The sequence below is a fragment of the Pararoseomonas baculiformis genome (assembly GCF_017813395.1).
In the GTDB taxonomy this organism is placed as follows: domain Bacteria; phylum Pseudomonadota; class Alphaproteobacteria; order Acetobacterales; family Acetobacteraceae; genus Roseomonas; species Roseomonas baculiformis.
The window spans coordinates 218,449-236,182 of record NZ_JAGIZB010000006.1; the positions used below are offsets into that span (position 1 = coordinate 218,449).

Below are 17,734 nucleotides of genomic sequence, written 5' to 3' on the forward strand. Positions count from 1 at the left end.
TTGTCCCGGAACCGGGCCGCTGCCCTAGGCGCTCCGCCCCGCGAGATAGGTGTAGAAGTTGCTCGCGCCGAAAAAGCGGTTCTCCGCCGATGCCCGCTCCAGCCCATCGGCGAAGCTGTTCGCCTCCGCCTCGGTCATCACGCCGACCTTCGGCAGCAGTACGCGAAAGGACGTGATCATCGGCGCGCAGTAATCGGCGCGGCCGATGTCAGCGACGACATAGGCACGTGACCAGAGCAGCCCCAGCCCCGCCTCGGCCAGCAGGCGCGGCATGGCGCGCATGACACGCGGCTGGGCGATGATGCCGCGCTGCACGGCCCGGTCCGTCGCCTCGCCGCCATCCGCCGCATCGGTGGCAAGGGTCAGCGAGGCGTAGTCCCCATCGAACACCACCATCCGCCCGGTGCCAGGCCTGAGCAGCCTCTTTCCCTCGGCCAGCACCGCCGCCGGATCGGCCACATGGCTGATCAGCGTGTGCATCACCACCACGTCGAAGCCCCCCTCGGGCAGGCCGAGGCCATGCGCGTCGCCGACACGGAAGTCGATCCGGTCGCCAAGGCCTTCCTCCTCGGCAAGGCGCCTGCCCGCCTTCACGAGATGCTCGCTGATGTCGATCGCGGTGATCGGCCCGTGCATATCCGGGCGGCGGGCGATCGCGCGCGCCGCCACCCCTGTGCCGCAGCCGATGTCGAGGACGCTCTCGCCAGCAGTGAGGGACAGCTCGCCCATGTACTCGTCGATGACGCGCAGGAAGAACGGGTGCCTGCCCCGCGCCTCCAGCCGGGTGGCGATGACGCCAAGCGTCTGCTCATCCATCTGGAAGGTGCGGCCATACACATCAGGAGCCTGAAGCTGCGTCTGGTCCATCGCACCCTCCTGACCGAACCGGCAGCCTAACATTCCTCGGTGAGGACAAGGGTCACGGCGCCGCGATCCCCCGGCTTCGAAAGGTCCGTGGTGACGTGATCGAGCCGCCAACCCCGATCTGGCCGGGGCAGGTCAGCCCTGGCCGCTGACGCTGCCCCGGGGAGAGGAAGAAGGAATTCTTCCTCTCCCCGGACCCCTCACCATCATCTTTTTCTATCAGTTGGAGAGGCTCGGCTGGCGGTGCGCCTCCGGTCCATGACCGGAGGCGACTGCAAGGGCAGGATGGGGGCAGAAACCCCGTGTTGCACCGTATCCGTGGCAGCCAGACGGGGTTCCAAGGGCCTCAGGCCCTTGGCAGGTGAGGTCCGGAGAGGGCAGAGCCCTCTCCGGCAATCAGCAGGTCAGAGATCCCGCTGCCCATCGGTCACGCGCTGCCGGGCGCGGTGGAGGTGGTAGCGCATGGAGAGGCTGGCGCCTTCGGCATCGCCGCGCCGGATGGCTTCGGCGATTGCCTCGTGCTCCTCGATCACGCGGCGGGCACGCTCGCGGGAGCGGGTATTGGTGATGCCGAGGGCCACGGTCATGGATTGGTGGATCGTCTCGTTCAGCGCTTCCAGCATCTCGACGAACAGCGCGTTGCCGCTGGCGGCGGCCACGGCGCGGTGGAAGTCGTAATCGGCCTGCACGGGCACGGCGCCGGCCTCAAGGCTGGAGCGGAGGCTGTCCAGCGCCTTCAGGATGCGGTCGAGATCGGCCGTGCTGCGGCGTTCGGCGGCAAGCCCGGCGGCGCGGTCCTCCAGCGCCATGCGGACCTCCATGCAGCGGAGGATGCCGGCAATGTCGGAAACCGGGGCAAGGCGGGTCAGATGGCCGGAGGGACGCTTCTGCACGAAGGTGCCGGAGCCCTGGCGCGTGGCCACGAGCCCATCGGCATGCAGGCGCATCAGCGCTTCCCGCACGGTGGGGCGGGAGACCTGGAAGGCCTGGCAGATCTGGCTTTCGGAGGGGAGCTTGTCGCCTTCCTTGTAGGTGCCGGAGACGATCTGTTCGAGGATCTGGCCGTAGAGCTGATCGCCCAGCCTTTCCTTGCGCGCCGGCACCAGCCTCATCCCGTCCTCCCTTGCCGTCACGCAGGATCGCCTTTTTGGGGCGGCCTGCCAACCTGTCTTACAGGTTGACATGTTGCCCGCGAATTTGTCAGTTTCGGGCCGCGACAAGCCTTGAGGAGGCGCCCCGTGCCCGCACCCCATCCCGATGTCCTGAGCGCCCTGCCCGGCATTTCCGGCATCCTGGTCACGCCTTTCGACGGCAACGACCAGCTCGCCCCGCAGCTCCTGCGCCCGGTGATCGACCGCGCGATCAAGGCGGGGGTGCATATCCTCACCGCGAACGGCAACACGGGCGAGTTCTACGGCCTGACCACCGCCGAGGCGGAGCGGATGGTGCATGAGGTGGCCGAGATGATCGGTGGCCGCGTGCCGCTCGTGGGCGGCGTGGGCCGCAGCATCGGCGATGCGGTGTCGCTCGCCCGCGCCTCAAAGAAGGCCGGCGCGGCCGCGCTGATGGTGCACCAGCCGCCCGATCCCTTCGTGGCGCCGCGCGGCGTCGTCGCCTATGTGGAGCGCGTGGCCGAGGCGGCGGAGGGGCTGCCGCTGGTTCTCTACCTGCGCAATGCCGGCATCGGCCTGGACGCGATCGAGAAGCTCTGCGCCATTCCCGGCGTGGCGGGTGTGAAGTGGGCGACGCCGGAGCCCCTGAAGCTCGCCGAGGCGATCCGCCGCGCCGATCCGAAGACCGTGTGGGTGGGCGGCCTGGCCGAGGTTTGGGCGCCGCCGCTGACCGCCGTGGGCGCGCGCGGCTTCACCTCGGGCCTGATCAATGTGTGGCCGGAGCACTCGGTGGCCATTCACTCCGCCCTGGCCGCCGGAGACTACGCGAAGGCGAACGCGCTGATCGCCACGATGAGCGCCTTCGAGGAGCTGCGCGCCGAAGAAGGCAACGGCACCAATGTGTCCGTGGTGAAGGCCGCGCTGAAGCTGATGGGCAATGATTGCGGCCATGTCCGCCCGCCCGGCGCCTGGCCGCTGACCGAGCGCCAGCAGACCCTGCTGGAGCAGCGCCTGGGGGATTGGGGCCTGACGGCCAGGAAGGCGGCCTGAGCCCCTGACGGGGCTGCCCCGCGTTCCGCGGCAGCCCCGAGGAAAAGGATGAGGGGGCCGGGGAGAATTCCTTCTCCCCGGCCTTTCTCGTTCAGGCCCCGGCCATCGTCAGCCCTTCGATCCGAAGCGTCGGGCTGTCCGTGCCGCGCCTGAAGCGAAGGTCGTTGGCCGGGGTAATGTTCATGAACATCTCCCGCAGGTTCCCGGCGATGGTGATGCCGGAGAAAGGCTCGGCCAGTTCGCCGTTGCGGATCATGTGGCCCGAGGCGCCGCGGCTGTAGTCGCCCGTGTTCGGGTTGATGCTGCTGCCGATCATCTCGGTGACGTAGAGGCCTTCCTTGATGTCGGCCATCAGCGCTTCCGGCGTCAGCGTGCCCGGTTCCAGCCAGAGATTGGTGGTGGAGGGCGAGGGCGGCCCGCCGGTGCTGCGGGAAGCGCGGCCGTTGGATGACAGGCCGAGCTGGCGGGCGGAGCGCCAGTCCAGGATCCAGTGCTTCAGCACGCCGTCCTCGACGATGGCGAGCGGCGCGGTCGGCATTCCCTCGGCGTCGAAGGGGCGGGAGCGGAGGCCGCGCGGGCGGGTGGGATCGTCGCGCACCGTCAGCCCCGGGGCCATGACGGGCTGGCCCATGCTCTCGCGCAGGAAGCTGACGCCGCGCGCCACGGAGGCGCCGTTCGCGGCGGCGACGAGATGGCCGAGGATGGAATTGGCCACGCGCGGGTCATAGACCACGGGCAGCCGCGCCGTGGCCGGCCGGATGGGGTTCAGGCGGCGCACCGCGCGTTCCCCGGCCAGGCGGCCCAGCGTCTCGGGATCGTCGAGATCGGCGAGATGGGTGGCGGAGGCGTAGTCATAGTCCCGCTCCATCGCCGTTCCCTCCCCGGCAAGGGCGGTGACGGAGAGGCTGTGGCCGCTGCGGGAATAGCTGCCCGCGAAGCCGTTGGAGGCGGCGAGGGCGATGACCGTGCGGCTCCACCCGGCATCGGCGCCCTCTGAATTCGTCACGCCGCGGATGGCGCGCGCGGCATCCTCGGCGCGGCGGGCGCGATCGGTCAGGGTGGCGACATCGGGTTCGACGCCGTCATCCATGTCCAGCGGCAGGCCGGCGATGGTGGGAACCATCTCGGGCAGGCCGCCGAAAGGATCTTCCGGCACGGTGCGGGCCATGGCGACCGCGCGCTCCGCCAGGCTGGCGAAGCCGCGGGGATCGGCATCGGTGGTGGAGACGATGGCCTGGCGCTTCCCGACGAAGACGCGCAGCCCGATGTCGAAGCCCTCCGCACGCTCGACATTCTCCACCTCGCCCAGGCGCATCTGCACGGAGAGGGAGGCGCCGGCGGCAAGGATGGCATCCGCCGCATCCGCTCCCGCCGCGCGGGCAGCGGAGACGAGGCTGGCGAGGGTTTCGCGCGGATCCGCCTTGCTGCGCTCCATCGTCGCGCTCATGCGGCGAGCCTTTCCACCACTTCCGGCAGGCGCGGCACGCGGCCGGCGGGGCCGAGGGCAGCCAGTGTCGGCGCCGCGCGGAAGGCGCGGGCGGCGGCGGCCTGGATCTGCTCCACGGTGACGGCGGCGATCTTCGCCTTCGTCTCCTCCACCGGGATGATGCGGCCATGCACCTGAAGCTGGCGGGCCAGCTGCTCGCAGCGCGATCCCGTGGATTCCAGCGACATGAGCACGGAGGCGCGAAGCTGCGCCTTGGCGCGGGCCAGCTCCTCCTCGGTCACGTCGTGCTGCACGCGGCGCAGCTCCTCAAGCGTGGCGGGCATCAGCTCCGCCGCCTGCTCCTCGCCCGTGCCCGCATAGATCGTGAAGAGGCCATGATCGCGATAGGGCGAGTGGAAGGAATAGACCGAATAGACGAGGCCGCGGCGCTCCCGGATCTCCTGGAACAGGCGCGAGGACATGCCGCCGCCCAGGATCGTGGAGAGCAGCATGGTCGGGTAGTGCATCGGGTCGCCATAGGCGGGGCCGGGGAAGCCCAGCACCAGATGAACCTGGTCCAGGTCGCGCTCCTCGCGGAACTCGCCGCCGGTGTAGCGGGCGGGCTCGGCCTGGTGCTGCGAGAGGGTGGGAAGATCGGCGAAGTGCTTCTTCGTCAGCTCCACCAGCGCGTCATGGTCCACCGCGCCGGCGGCCGCCACCACCATGCGCGAGGGGCCGTAATGGCGGCGCATGTAGTTCACCAGCGCCTCGCGCGGGAGCTTCTCGATGATTTCCGCGGGGCCGAGCGTGGGGCGGCCCATGGGCTGCTGCGCGTAGGCCGTGTCCTGGAAATGGTCGAAGATGATGTCGTCGGGCGTGTCGTTCGCCTGGCCGATCTCCTGCAGGATCACGCCGCGCTCGCGCTCCACCTCCTCCGGGATAAAGGTGGAGTGGGTGAGGATATCGCCGAGGATGTCGGCGGCGAGCGGCAGGTCCTCCTTCAGGACCTTGGCGTAATAGGCGGTGGTCTCGCGCGCCGTGTAGGCGTTTAGGTGGCCGCCCACCGCCTCGATCTCGCGCGCGATGGCCTGCGCGTCGCGCTTCTCCGTGCCCTTGAAGGCCATGTGCTCGAGGAAGTGGGAGACGCCGTTCTCCTCCGCCGCCTCGTCGCGCGTGCCGGTATGGGCATAGGCGCCGATCGAGGCGGTCTCCACCCGGGACATGGAGTCAGAGACGATGGTGAGGCCGTTGGGCAGGCGGGTGAGGCGGATGCTGCCGCCGAGGGTAGGGTCGGTGGCGGCGGCCAGGGGCGCCTCGGTCGTTGGCTCGGTCATGCTTCGGGGGTGGCTTCCGGGTGCTGGGGGGGCGTTTCGAGGGCTGAATGTAGGGTGCTCAGCGGCTGGCTGCGAGGTTGCACCGGGCATGCCGCCCCTGGCCAGCCATGCCTTCAGCGCGAGGCGTGGCGGCTGGGTGGGGGCGGCGGAGGAAGGGGAAGCACCGGGCGGGCGGCGCGGCGAAGCTCGGGCGCTTCCGCCCGCTCCGCCGGAAGGCGGGGGAAAAGAAGGATGAAGCCGGCAAAGACCGCCGCCGGCACAGGGCGAAGGAGAAGCCGCAGGGCGGGGCGCCAGGCCGCCGTGCCGCCACCACGCCGGGCGCGGCGGCGCCGGGCGCGGGTGGGTTCCTCCCCTGGCGGCACGGGGCTGGCGGGGAACTGGAAGAGCGTATCGGCCCGGGACAGGTCCGAGACATGGAGAAGCAGCACGCCCACCCGCGCGGCCAGGGCATGGGCGGCCGCGGTGTAGGCCGCGTTGGAGACGACGGCCGCGCCATCCGCCCCCGCATAGCCGCGCCCGGCCAGGGCTTCCTGCACCGCCTTGTTCCCGACCGGGCGGTTATAGAGCTTGCATTGCAGCACGACCTTGCGGCCGCCCTTGCGCGCCAGGACATCCACGCCCTGGTCGCCCGAGCCGCGGCCCACGGAGACGTTCCATCCCCGTGCGGCCAGGGCATCGGCGCAGTGCTGCTCGAATTCCCTCGGGGTGAGACCTGGGGCCGCGGCGGGCTTGCCGGCCTTCGGCGCCTCTTCCACCGGCAGGCCATGGGCGATGACCAGCACAGCGGCGAGAAGCAGGAGCGCGATGGCTGCGAGCAGCACCCCCATCCCATGCCTCTCTGGCGGTCCTGTGTTCACCGACGGGCGGCCGGGCGCCTGTCCGGGGGCTTGCGACTCGGGGCATGAGGGCCGGGCAGGGTTTTTAGGTGCCGTTCTTCACAGGGAACTTCAACATCGGGACCTAAATTGGTTGAAGAGATTCATCAGAGTTTTCAGCCGCTTCCCTTGAGAGGAGCGGCAGGGCTGCAACCGGGGTGCCGGCAGGACGCTTTCCGCTTCCTGATCACCCAGGCGCGGAGGCTGCCATGAGCGAGGCCAACCGAGACGATCCGGGCCATGACCCCGGCGATTCCGTGCCGCCGGGCGTCGCGCCGAAATATCCGCCCGACCTCTCGGAGGAGGAAAAGCAGGTGAAGCGCAAGCTGGAGCAGTTGGGAAACGGCGCCCCAGTCACACATGACCAGCCGCAGGGCCAAGCCGAGACGGATGGGCCGGAGAAGCGGGGCGCCTGAGGGCGCCCTACTCGATCCTATTCGATACGGATATTCTCGGCCCGCACCACCTCGCGCATTGCCATGCGCTGCTCCGCGACGAAGCGGGCCAGATCCTCGCGGCTGCCGCCGGTGGGCAGCACGCCCAGCCCGTTGAGCAGGCGGTCCCGTCGCGCCGGATCGGAAAGCGCCTGGTTCAGCGCGGCGTTCAGCCGCTCCAGGATCGGCGCGGGGGTGCCGGCCGGCGCCCACATGGCCACCCAGTCATTCACGTCAAAGCCCTCGAAGCCCTGCTCGGCGATAGTGGGCACATCGGGCAGAAAGGGCAGGCGTTCGCGCGTGGTGACGGCCAGGGCGCGCAGCCTTCCCTCCCGGATCAGCGGCACGGCCTGGGGCGTGGTGGAGAAGGCCATGTCCACCGCGCCTGCCAGCACATCCTGCATCGCCGGCGCCGAGCCGCGATAGGCCACATGGGTAAGCCCGAGCCCGGCGCGGCGCGACAGCACCGCGCCCGCGAGATGCGGGCCCGAGGCGATGCCGGAGGACGCATAGGTCATCCCCGGCCGCTTCCGCGCGGCCTCCATCAGCACCGCCAGGCTCTGCGGCCCGCCCGGCAGCACCACCAGCACCTGGGGCAGGATGCAGACCCGGCCGATCGGCGCGAAGGCCGTGGCATAGTCGAAGGGCAGGTTCGTCATCAGCGCCGGGTTCAGCGCCTGCCCGGAGGCATCGGAGAGGATGGTGTAGCCATCCGGCGCTGCCGCCGCGACGGCGGCCGCGCCGATGGAGCCGGTGGCGCCGGCGCGGTTCTCCACGACGAGCGGCTGGCCGAGGATGTTGCCCATGGGCTCGGCCAGGAGGCGCGTAGGGACATCCACCCCGCCACCCGGGGCATAGGAGGCGACCACGCGGATCGGCCTTGTGGGCCAGTTGGACTGGGCGCGGGCCAGGGCGGGAAGAAACGGGATGCTGGTGGCGGCCGTCAGAAGGTGGCGGCGCGATGATGTGGGCATGGATCAGCCTCTGGACGTTTTCCTGGGCTGAAGCTTACTGCGGCGCGGGGTTTTTCTAAGCTCGACTTTGGCCATCAGGCGCCGTGGCAGATGGCATAGGCTAAGGCGCGCTGAAGTGCTGGTCGGGGTTTCGGGATGTGAGTGCTGCGCCGTGAGGTGAGCAGAATGGTCACCCACTGCGCCGACCCGACGGACGGCGCGGAGCTTCTCGCGGCGCGCGAGCGCCTGCGGAGCTGGCGCTTCTACGACGCGCTGCGCACCGACCCGGAGGCGCCGGCCCGGCGCCCGCAGGTGATGACCTACACTCCGGTGCTCGGCGGCGACGGCACCGATCTCGCGGCCGCCATCGCCACCATTGCCGCGATCGGGGACGCGGCGGCGCTGGAGGAGGCGGTGGAGCACGCCTTCCCAGGTGCACGCCTGGAGATCGCGCCGGGCGACCGTGGCGGCCCTATGCTGCACCAGCACGTGCTGCTACGCGCGCTCGGCTTGGCAGAGCTCTCCGACGGTACGCTGCGCTACCTTCTGCTCGTGGCCGCCCTGCTGTCACCGCGGCCGCCGGAGCTGATGGTGCTGAACAAGCCGGAGGCCAGTCTTCACCCCTCCCTGATGCCGCCCCTCGCGCGGCTGCTTGCGGAGACTTCACGCCGCTGCCAAGTGGTGGTGGTCAGCTACAACGAGGCGCTGATCGGCGCCCTAAATGGTGAGGGCAACGTCACGGCGGTGCGGCTGCGGAAGGACTTCGGCGAGACCTCCGCGCCCGACCTCGACCCGCCGCGCTGGGTCTGGCCCAAGCGTTAGACCGAAGATCTTGCCGTGGCGTAGTCCCTCACCCAGCGAAAGGTAAGCATCTCCGGGCCCGACCATCCTCTCTGGCAGGGCACTCAGGGACGATAACATCACATCGGTGGGCACGATGGCAGGGGAGGGGGCTTGCCGCAGGCGCTGGCCACGTTGGCGTTCAGATCTTCTCGGTCCCTCAACTACGGCCCGCCTGAATTCCCTTCTGAGCAGCCCGCATGGGAGGGCTGTCAAAGGCGGTCGGTTTCCGTCCCCGTCAGAACCTCACCTCGCGCGGCCGGCGATGCCTATCTCGCCATCTCCGCCGGCCTGGCGAGATGGTCCACGAGCTTTCGTGCCTGGGGTGACAGCGCGTCAAGGCGGCGGACGATCACCGTGAGCTGTCGCTCGGCCCAGGGCTCGCCCATCCGCACGATGGCAAGCATGCCCTGCGTGTCCCAGCGGCGCGCCGCAGCCTCGGGCACGACGGCGATACCCGCGCCGAGCGCGACCATTCGGCATGCCGTTTCCAGCCCGCGCACCCGCACGCGCGTCCGCATCCGCCCGCCGGCTCGCGCCGCGTGACTGGCTAGGTGTCCGCCGAGCGCGCTCCCGTCCGAGAGGCCCACGAACTCGAAGCACAGCGCCTCCGCCAAGCTCACCAGATCGCGCCCGGCCAGGGGGTGCTCCGCCGGCGTGATCAGCACCAGCCGGTCGGCCCGGAAGGGCAGGGTCTCCAGCCCTGAGAAGTCCGCGTGACCCGCCGCGATCCCGACCTCCGCCTCCTCCTCGGCAATGGCCCGCGCCACCTCGGGGCTGGACCGCTCGCCGAGATCCACATCCACGTTTGGATTGGCACGCAGGAAGCCGGCCAGTATCTCGGGCAGGAACTCGGCCGCGGCGGCGGTATTGGCCAGCAGACGCACATGGCCTCTCAGGCCGCGAGCATACTCGCCCATCTCGCCGCGCATTCGTTCCACCTGCCCGGTCACCAGCCGCGCGTGGCGCAGCAGCGTCCGTCCGGCGGGCGTCGGCTCCACCCCGCGCCGGCCACGTTCCAGCAGCGGCACTCCAGCCTGCTCCTCCATCCCCCGTACCCGGGTCGAGGCGGAGGCGAGGGCAAGCCCGGCGCGCGCCGCGCCTGCCGTGATGCTGCCCGCCTCCACCACATGGAGGAACAGGCGCAGGTCTGTCAGATCAAAATGCACGGGCGGTGTGGCTTCGTTTGGGACTAAGGCAGGCTACGCCAATCCCGCATTGTGTGGCAGCCGCACCGGGCGGCAGGGTCCTGTGAATGACGGACATCCTTTCCCTGGCCCTGATGCTGTGCGGTATCTTCCTTCTGGCAGGCACGGTCAAAGGCCTGCTCGGCCTCGGGTTGCCGACGGTTGCCATGGGCCTGCTTGGCCTCGCCATGCCCCCCGTCCAGGCTGCCGCACTCCTTCTCGTCCCTTCGTTGGTGACGAATGTCTGGCAGCTTCTGGCCGGACCGGGCCTTGCCGCGCTGATCCGACGCCTCTGGCCCATGATGCTGGCCATCGTCCTCGGCACCCTGGCCGGTTCAGGGGTGATCGCGGGTACGGTCGCTTTCGCCGCGGGCACGGGGCTGGGCGCCGCACTGGTCCTTTACGGCCTTGTCGGCCTTCTCAAGCCCCAACTCCGCGTGCCGCCCAGGATCGAGCCGTGGGCGGGGCCGCTCGTCGGAGCGGTGACGGGGCTGGTGACGGGGGCCACGGGCGTTTTCGTCATCCCCGCCGTGCCCTATCTGGGCTCCCTCGGCCTGGACCGGGACGATCTGGTGCAGGCGCTCGGTCTGTCCTTCACCGCGTCGACCCTGGCCCTGGCCGCCGGCCTTGCCCTGCATGGCGCCTTGCCGCTTGCAGCTTCCGCCATCTCGCTGCTGGCGGTCCTGCCAGCCCTCGTCGGAATGTGGCTCGGCGGTTGGCTTCGCCTGCGCCTGCGACCCGAATCCTTCCGCCGCGGCTTCTTCATCGGCCTGCTCATCCTAGGCGGCGAGCTGATCTGGCGGGGGCTTGCATGAACGGCCGCCGCGCCCTGGCTCTTGCCTGCGCGGCGGTGCTGGCCGTAACCGCATCCCTCCAGGCCGGGGCGGAGGAGGCGCCTACGCTTGCAACGCCGTATGGCCCGGTATGGCTCTCACTGCCACTGGGCGGGGAAGAACCATTCCCTGCCGTGCTCATCCTGGCGGATCGCAGCGGCCCGGACGGGCGGGAGGTGCCCTACGCGGACTACCTCCTGGCCGCAGGCATCGCCGTGATCCAACTCGGCTCCGACGCGCCGGAGGAGGCCGTGCCGCTCCTCAGGCCGTCAGGCTTGCGTGCCATAGCCCGCAGCCTCGCGCCCGGGCGGCTGGATCCGGAGCGTATTGGCCTTCTCGGATTTGGGGCAGGAGGGCGCGCCGCCCTGGCCGCGTCCGAGGTGCCGGTTGCCGCACTCTACCCGGCCTGTGGCGGCCTTCCTCCGGCCCAGCGTTCGGGCCGAACCCTGATGCTGTACCCAGACGATCCAGGGGAGGCAGCGGCCTGCCTCCAGGTCGATCCGCGCGCCGAGGCGGTCAAGACCACCACCCACGGGTGGGACCATGGGCAAGGGATCGGGGCCGGAGGAACGGCGATGCTGCCGCACCCGGACGGATCGCGAGTTCGCCTCTTCGCGCGAAGCGATAGCTGGGCAACGCAGGAGAGCGTGGCCCGCGTCGTGCGCCACTTCCGGGATGCATTCAGGGCCGCGGAGCCGGGGAGGGGACCGCAGCGTCCTGCCGGCGTTGTCAGATTGGCGAAATAGGAGCCAAGGCGCGCCCAGGCTGGCGCAGACCTCACACTGTCAGTGCAGTTCCGGCCACATTGCGCCAGGTGCTGAGCGCGGCATCGCGGGCTTTGCGGTGTGGCACCGGCAAGTTGAGGGTCAGTGGCCGCGCCGACCAAGTCGGAGCCGTCCGACGAGATGACGTCATACCCTGCCACCTATCCTGGATACCGCTTTGCCGGGCTCGAGTTGACGAGGACGGCACTGCCACGCTCGGCCAGGACAATGCGTTTGGTCCGGTGGGGATCACTGCGCTTCCAGCGGCGGCGTCTCCACAGCAAAGGGCAGGGACATGCACACCAGGATCATGGCGTCGCTCTGGATGACGGCACTCACCCTTTCCGCGTGTGAGGATGCGGACAGCACACGAAAGCGCCAGCAGGCCGAGCAGGCGACGCGCACTGGAGCTGAGGCCTTGGCAGCCATCAGGGCAGCTGAGGAGCGGCTGCGCTCTACAGTCCGGAACATCGCGCCAGCCGCGAAGCTCAGGGGCGTGGTGGCCCACCGGCAAGCCCTCGGGGGCTATGCGGTCTGCGGGCAGGTGAACCTCACAGGCGCAGCCGAGGATCCGTACCTGCCCTTTGTCACGGTCGTCAGCTCGAATCGGGAGCGGATCGAGCAGTTCGTCGCGTCCAGCAGTGCGGAAGCTACCCGTACCTATGTCGAGACGAACACCCGCTGCTTCGATGGAGGCGGGCCCAGCTCCGCGCGGTCTGTCCCGCCCCTTCCACCCGTGCCGGATACCTCGGCCTCGCCGCCACCGGCAGCACAGCCGCCGTCACCTGCGGCTGGACGAGCCGTGAGTGAACCGACGGCGCCGCCAGCCCTGCCGGCACCCCATGCAGGGAGCGCGCCCTCCCAGGCCTCGGTCACCTCCACATCGGCTCATCCCGTGAACCTGCGAAGCAGCCCGACCGGGGGCGGGGCGGTACTGCGCGTCCTGCCAAGAGGAACGAGGCTCAAGGTCTTTGCCGAAGCCCCGGGGGGCTGGTACCAAGTAGGCGTCACCGAGCCGACCGGCTGGATCCATGGCTCTATGCTACAGCGGTGAGCGGACGGCATGACTCCCATCCCTGGTAAGCAGGAACCAGCGACGTCATGACGGATAGGTCCTGCGACATCCTCCTGACGAACCTGCACCTGCCCGACGGTGGGCCGGGCGGGCGGTGCATTGCCATCCGCGACGGATGCATCCTGGAAATCGTCCAGCCCGACTCGCCCCTGCCGGCCGCCGGGACGGTGCTGGACCTGCAGGGCGACCTCCTGCTGCCCGGATTGGTCGACGGGCACATGCACCTGGACAAGACCTTGCTCGGCCTTCCCTGGATCCCCCATCAGGCCGAGCCATCACGCCTCAGCCGCATCGAGACCGACCAGCGGCTCCTACCATCCTTGCCGCTCGACACTGCAGGGCGTGCAGGTCACCTCCTGCGCCGGTGCGTGGCGAACGGCACGGCACATGTTCGGACCCATGCCGACATCACCCCAGCGTTCGGCCTCTCAGCGCTGGAGGGCGTGCTGCGTGCGCGCGATGCTCATGCCCATTCCGTGACGGTCCAGATCGTCGCCTTCCCCCAGGCCGGCGTCATGCGCCTCGGCGGCACGCCGGTGCTGGAGTTGCTCGACGCGGCGATCCTGGCAGGGGCTGATCTCGTGGGGGGCATTGATCCCTGCGAGGTGGATCGTGACCCTAAGGGACAGCTGGACGGCATCTTCAATCTGGCCGAGCGGCGAGGGGTGGGGCTGGATATTCACCTTCACGAGCCGGGCGAGATGGGGCTGTTCAGCCTCCAGGAGATCTGCGCCCGCACCAGGGCGCTCGGCCTGCAGGGGCGGGTGACGATCAGCCATGGCTTTTGCCTCGGTGGTATCGCGGAGTCGAAGCAGAAGGCGGCGGCGGAGACGATGGCGGCGGCCGGCGTCTCGCTCGTGACACACGGGGCGGGCAGCGCGACCATGCCGCCCCTGATGCTGCTACGCCGCGCCGGCGTGCGCGTCTTCTGCGGCAATGACGACGTGCGGGACACATGGAGCCCTTACGGCAACGCGGACATGCTGGAGCGTGCATCGATCATCGGATGGCGAGAGGATCTGCGGCACGACGATCTGTTACACGAACTGTTCGCCATGATCTCCTCGGAGGGCGCGGCAGCACTCGGCATCGAGGGCCACGGTATTGCAGTGGGCCACCCTGCGACCTTCTTCACCTTGCCCGTCGAGAGCGTGCCTGAAGCCATCGGCAGCCATCCGCCACGGCGATGCGTATTCCATAAGGGCCGGCAGGTGGCAGGCACGGGTGAGAGGCTGAGGCCCTAGCGGCCTCATCCCGCCAGAACTCGGCTCGGCCGTGTCCCGCAACCTGTCGACCTGTTTTGGAACTGGCGCCGCCAGCGTGTGAGCGACAGCAACGTTACGCGCCGCCGCAGAGATGCTGCGAGTCCGGAAGTGACCAGGAGCCCCGCGTGCGAAGATTGGTGACCATGTAATACCGGCCCCGGTCATCGCCTGGCGGGCAGGCGCGGGGGATGACGGTCAGGCACATCACGACCCGGTCCCCTGGCTTGGATTCGATGACGGCCCTCTCCCTCTCGTAGGAGACCTGCCGCCCGCCATTGGCGAACACCACCGACGTCCCGGAGGAAAACTCACCGGGCGCCTTGCCCTCAAGCCGCGCGCCGATGCCGGCCACCCGTGTCGTCACGCAGGCCGCGACCCGGCTGGGTAGCACGTCGCTCTCGGGCGCCGCGCCCTCCGCCATCTCCGTCGCGCTCAGCCAGGCCGGGAGCGGGACCGAGGAGCCGAAGCGGCGATAGCTCTCGATGCCACCCGCGTAGACAGCAAGGAGGCAGCCGCGCCGCATTGCGCAGCCACGCCGGTCCGCCAGAATGCCGCGCGCCACCAACGTCAGGCCGGTCGTCTCCTCCGGGGTTGCTTCGGCTCTGGCCTGACGGTTGGCGGCACCGAGGAGGTCGTCTAGTTCGGAGAGCCGCGGATCGGCACAGACGGCGCGCTCGTCGGGCGCCGCAGCACGGGTGCAGTCGAAGCTGGCTGCGCGACTGCCCGGGGAAGCAGCGACGGCACAGGCCAGCAATAACGGCACGAGTAGGCTTCTCATCGACACGGCCACTCCCGTCTGTTCAGTTCCGAAAATAATCTCGGCCGGGCGAGGGATGTTGTCAGGCCGGTCTCACCATCATCTCGCCGTGGAGCGTCCAACGCCAGATCCAAGATCCGGGACCGCACCTCGTCGGGGATGCGGTTCCAGACCCGGTCAGGTCGGGATGGCTTGTCCTCGAGCGCCTCCGCGCCGCCTTCCTGGTACAGCCTCTTGGCGGAGTTCCTTCACCTGATAGGTCGGCGCTGCCCAGACCGTGTCCCCGGCCAAGCGGCGCTTGGCCGCTTGCAGTAATTCCTTGGACCACGTTCGATGGAAGCTCTCGGCAATGGCCTGCGCCGGCACAGGGCCGTGATGCTCTCCCGCCGCTCAAACCCTCCAGCACAGTCCGGATCTTATGCTCGGCTGAGTAGTGCTCGCGGGCCGCCCAGCCAATGTCGCGCACCACCCGCTCTGCGGGCGTCCTCGGCTTCGGTTTCACTAGCTCCTGCCTCATGACCCGTTCTCTGGCGGATGCGATGGAAACGAACTGGGCACTGGCGGTATCAACGCTGAAGGACGACCGGATGGCGCGGGTCGTTCAACGCCGGTGTCTGGTTGTGCTGCAGAAGGCGTAGTGGCCAACCACAAGGGATCTACGAAACCCCGTGACGCCGAGCCGCACCGGTGCCGTGCACGCCCGCCTTAGAGGCTCGGCGAGCACTCCTGCCCGTCTGACCTGCCCGGCTCAGCTGTGCAGACCGGGCGCCTCCTGCCCGGTACGGGCCACGTACTCGGTGTAACCGCCGCCATATTGGTGGATTCCTTCCGGCGTTAGCTCCAGAACACGATTAGACAGGGCGGCCAGGAAGTGCCGGTCGTGCGAGACGAACAGCATGGTCCCCTCGTATTCCGACAGGGCCGCGATCAGCATCTCCTTGGTCGCCATGTCCAGATGGTTGGTCGGCTCGTCCAAAACCAGGAAGTTCGGCGGGTCGTAGAGCATGCGTGCCATCACCAACCGCGCCTTCTCGCCACCCGAGAGCACGCGGCACTTCTTCTCAACTTCGTCACCCGAGAAGCCAAAACAGCCGGCCAGCGCCCGGAGCGAACCCTGTGCCGCCTGAGGGAATGCATCCTCCAGCGATTGGAATACGGTGCGCTCGCCGTCCAGCAGCTCCATGGCATGCTGTGCGAAGTAGCCCATCCTCACGCTACCACCGAGCGACACGGTGCCCTGGTCAGGCGCGGTGGCACCTGCAACCAGCTTCAGCAGCGTGGACTTACCGGCGCCGTTGGTACCCAGCACGCAACAGCGTTCCTTGCGGCGCACCAGGAAGTCTAGCCCCTCATAGATTACCTTGCTGCCGTAACGCTTGTGCACGCCCTTCAGGCTTGCCACGTCGTCGCCCGAGCGTGGGGCCTGGCCAAACTCGAACGCCACGGTCTGCCGACGCTTCGGCGGCTCGACACGATCGATCTTCTCCAGCTTCTTTACGCGGCTCTGCACCTGCGCGGCATGGGAGGCGCGCGCCTTGAAGCGCTCGATGAATTTGATTTCCTTGGCCAGCATCGCTTGCTGGCGCTCAAACTGCGCCTGCTGCTGCCGTTCGTTCATGGCGCGCTGCTGCTCATAGAACTCGTAGTCACCGGCATAGGAACTGAGTGCGCCACCGTCTATCTCAACCACCTTGTTGATGATGCGGTTCATGAACTCGCGATCATGCGAGGTCATCAGCAGCGCGCCGTCATAGCCCTTCAGGAAGCCCTCCAGCCAGATCAGGCTTTCCAGGTCCAGGTGGTTGCTCGGCTCATCGAGCAGCATCACATCCGGGCGCATCAGCAGGATGCGCGCCAGTGCCACGCGCATCTTCCAGCCGCCGGACAGCTTGCCGACGTCGCCTTCCATCATCTCCTGGCTGAAGCCGAGGCCCGCCAGCACCTCCCTGGCGCGCCCCTCCAGCGCGTAGCCGCCCAACTCCTCGAAGCGCCCCTGCACCTCCCCGAAGCGCTCAATCAGGGCATCGAGCTTGTCGGCTTGCTCGGGGTCCGCCAGCGCGGCTTCCAGCACGGCCAACTCGGCCGCAACGGAACTAACGTCGCCAGCGCCATCCATCACCTCCGCAACCGGGGTGCGGCCGGACATTTCCCCCACATGTTGGCTGAAGAAGCCAATGCTGACCCCGCGGTCCACCAGTACCTGACCCTCGTCCGGCTGCTCCCGCCCGGTGATCATGCGAAACAGGGTGGTCTTGCCCGCACCATTGGGGCCGACCAAGCCCGCTTTCTCACCGCGCTGGAGCGCCGCCGATGCTTCGATGAAGAGAAGCTGCTGGCCGTTCTGCTTGCTGATGGAATCGAGACGAAACATGAAACCTCTGTGCCTGGTACTGACGCGGCGCTCCGGCACCGGAAGGAGCCGTCCGTGAACACATCCGGTAACCCGCCGTCAACCGCCGACCAAACGGCGGGCGGAGCACTTCCTCGGATTGCGCATCCAGCCAATTCTTCCGAGCGTTACCGAGTCTGCAGCTTCGGAAGCGCTGGAGCGGCACTCACTGGCACTTCGTAGCCGAGCCGAGCAGAGACCCGACCCGGTGCGTCAGGGCGGCTGGCAGCCAGACCGCCTGCTCCGGCGAGATCACGAAGGAACGCCGCTCCACGGCGACGGTCAGCACGCCGGAGATGGCGTAGACCACCTGATGCCAGGGGTGGGCGTGCTCCGGGAAGTAGTGGCGCGCGGGGATGGACTGCGCGCGGATCGTCATCGGCCCGGGGGCAGCCAGGCCGGGCGGTGCCGCAATCGTCTCCCAGAGCATCGGTCACCTCCACTTTGTCATCTGTTCTATACGGATTGTCAGCCCGCCAAGATACAGACAGATCCGGATTCGGTATTTGGCTGTGAGATGGCGCCCTGGCCGGACCCGTTGGCCGCCGGGACGGGGCGCCGCCGGACGCCACGTCC

18 protein-coding genes are annotated in these 17,734 nt (G+C 68.9%); 7 read left to right on the forward strand and 11 right to left on the reverse strand.

Annotated elements, in window-relative coordinates:
• Positions 1–24: 24 nt before the first annotated feature.
• On the reverse strand, positions 25–867 hold the full coding sequence (locus tag J8J14_RS08430) for a methyltransferase domain-containing protein (RefSeq protein ID WP_209379029.1): 843 nt from the start codon (positions 865–867) through the stop codon (positions 25–27).
• 401 nt (positions 868–1,268) lie between these two features.
• On the reverse strand, positions 1,269–1,976 hold the full coding sequence (locus tag J8J14_RS08435) for a FadR/GntR family transcriptional regulator (protein ID WP_209379030.1): 708 nt from the start codon (positions 1,974–1,976) through the stop codon (positions 1,269–1,271).
• Between the two features lie 126 nt (positions 1,977–2,102).
• Here J8J14_RS08435 and J8J14_RS08440 point away from each other — a divergent pair, with 126 nt between their 5' ends.
• Positions 2,103–3,026: a dihydrodipicolinate synthase family protein gene (locus tag J8J14_RS08440; RefSeq protein ID WP_209379031.1), complete on the forward strand. Its 924-nt coding sequence runs from the start codon at positions 2,103–2,105 to the stop codon at positions 3,024–3,026.
• 91 nt (positions 3,027–3,117) lie between these two features.
• On the opposite strand, the gene J8J14_RS08445 is transcribed toward J8J14_RS08440, so the two are convergent.
• The 3 genes from J8J14_RS08445 to J8J14_RS08455 all read right to left on the reverse strand — a co-directional run bounded on the left by J8J14_RS08445 (position 3,118) and on the right by J8J14_RS08455 (position 6,613).
• Positions 3,118–4,473: a TldD/PmbA family protein gene (locus tag J8J14_RS08445; protein ID WP_245215561.1), complete on the reverse strand. Its 1,356-nt coding sequence runs from the start codon at positions 4,471–4,473 to the stop codon at positions 3,118–3,120.
• Entirely contained in the window at positions 4,470–5,786 is a 1,317-nt protein-coding gene (locus J8J14_RS08450) for a M16 family metallopeptidase (RefSeq protein ID WP_209379032.1), read from the reverse strand. Before J8J14_RS08450 ends, J8J14_RS08445 begins: the two co-directional genes overlap by 4 nt.
• Positions 5,787–5,899: 113 nt before the next feature.
• Positions 5,900–6,613: a restriction endonuclease gene (locus J8J14_RS08455; protein WP_209379033.1), complete on the reverse strand. Its 714-nt coding sequence runs from the start codon at positions 6,611–6,613 to the stop codon at positions 5,900–5,902.
• Positions 6,614–6,870: 257 nt separating this feature from the next.
• On the opposite strand from J8J14_RS08455, the gene J8J14_RS08460 reads away from it, so the two are divergent.
• Complete coding sequence (locus J8J14_RS08460) at positions 6,871–7,077, forward strand: hypothetical protein (RefSeq protein ID WP_209379034.1); 207 nt, start codon at positions 6,871–6,873, stop codon at positions 7,075–7,077.
• 17 nt (positions 7,078–7,094) lie between these two features.
• Here the strand turns inward: J8J14_RS08460 and J8J14_RS08465 are convergent, their stop codons facing one another.
• Positions 7,095–8,069, reverse strand: coding sequence for a Bug family tripartite tricarboxylate transporter substrate binding protein (locus J8J14_RS08465; protein ID WP_209379035.1), 975 nt, complete (start codon positions 8,067–8,069; stop codon positions 7,095–7,097).
• A 165-nt stretch (positions 8,070–8,234) separates the two neighbouring features.
• Between J8J14_RS08465 and J8J14_RS08470 the strand changes: the two genes are divergently transcribed.
• On the forward strand, positions 8,235–8,870 hold the full coding sequence (locus tag J8J14_RS08470; RefSeq protein ID WP_245215562.1) for an AAA family ATPase: 636 nt from the start codon (positions 8,235–8,237) through the stop codon (positions 8,868–8,870).
• A 287-nt stretch (positions 8,871–9,157) separates the two neighbouring features.
• Here the strand turns inward: J8J14_RS08470 and J8J14_RS08475 are convergent, their stop codons facing one another.
• Positions 9,158–10,057 carry a LysR substrate-binding domain-containing protein gene (locus J8J14_RS08475; protein WP_209379036.1) on the reverse strand — a complete coding sequence of 300 codons (900 nt, stop codon included), beginning with the start codon at positions 10,055–10,057 and terminating at the stop codon, positions 9,158–9,160.
• Between the two features lie 86 nt (positions 10,058–10,143).
• Between J8J14_RS08475 and J8J14_RS08480 the strand changes: the two genes are divergently transcribed.
• A complete protein-coding gene (locus tag J8J14_RS08480) occupies positions 10,144–10,890 on the forward strand; it encodes a sulfite exporter TauE/SafE family protein (RefSeq protein ID WP_209379037.1) in 747 nt (248 codons plus the stop codon).
• Positions 10,887–11,654, forward strand: a complete 768-nt coding sequence (locus J8J14_RS08485) for a hypothetical protein (RefSeq protein WP_209379038.1) — start codon at positions 10,887–10,889, stop codon at positions 11,652–11,654. The genes J8J14_RS08480 and J8J14_RS08485 overlap by 4 nt, the downstream gene beginning before the upstream one ends.
• Positions 11,655–11,921: 267 nt before the next feature.
• Here J8J14_RS08485 and J8J14_RS08490 read toward each other — a convergent pair whose 3' ends face one another.
• Positions 11,922–12,101: a hypothetical protein gene (locus tag J8J14_RS08490; RefSeq protein ID WP_209379039.1), complete on the reverse strand. Its 180-nt coding sequence runs from the start codon at positions 12,099–12,101 to the stop codon at positions 11,922–11,924.
• A 466-nt stretch (positions 12,102–12,567) separates the two neighbouring features.
• On the opposite strand from J8J14_RS08490, the gene J8J14_RS25740 reads away from it, so the two are divergent.
• Both J8J14_RS25740 and J8J14_RS08500 read left to right on the forward strand, forming a co-directional pair.
• Positions 12,568–12,726: an SH3 domain-containing protein gene (locus J8J14_RS25740; RefSeq protein WP_408895712.1), complete on the forward strand. Its 159-nt coding sequence runs from the start codon at positions 12,568–12,570 to the stop codon at positions 12,724–12,726.
• Between the two features lie 47 nt (positions 12,727–12,773).
• The gene (locus J8J14_RS08500) at positions 12,774–13,991 is read left to right on the forward strand and encodes an amidohydrolase (protein WP_209379041.1); all 1,218 of its coding nucleotides are present in this window, start codon (positions 12,774–12,776) and stop codon (positions 13,989–13,991) included.
• Between the two features lie 94 nt (positions 13,992–14,085).
• On the opposite strand, the gene J8J14_RS08505 is transcribed toward J8J14_RS08500, so the two are convergent.
• The 3 genes from J8J14_RS08505 to J8J14_RS08515 form a co-directional block, all read right to left on the reverse strand.
• The gene (locus tag J8J14_RS08505; protein WP_209379042.1) at positions 14,086–14,790 is read right to left on the reverse strand and encodes a lysozyme inhibitor LprI family protein; all 705 of its coding nucleotides are present in this window, start codon (positions 14,788–14,790) and stop codon (positions 14,086–14,088) included.
• A 727-nt stretch (positions 14,791–15,517) separates the two neighbouring features.
• The gene (locus J8J14_RS08510; RefSeq protein ID WP_209379043.1) at positions 15,518–17,140 is read right to left on the reverse strand and encodes an ABC-F family ATP-binding cassette domain-containing protein; all 1,623 of its coding nucleotides are present in this window, start codon (positions 17,138–17,140) and stop codon (positions 15,518–15,520) included.
• A gap of 184 nt (positions 17,141–17,324) precedes the next feature.
• Positions 17,325–17,588 carry an AraC family ligand binding domain-containing protein gene (locus J8J14_RS08515; protein WP_209379044.1) on the reverse strand — a complete coding sequence of 88 codons (264 nt, stop codon included), beginning with the start codon at positions 17,586–17,588 and terminating at the stop codon, positions 17,325–17,327.
• Positions 17,589–17,734: the final 146 nt, after the last annotated feature.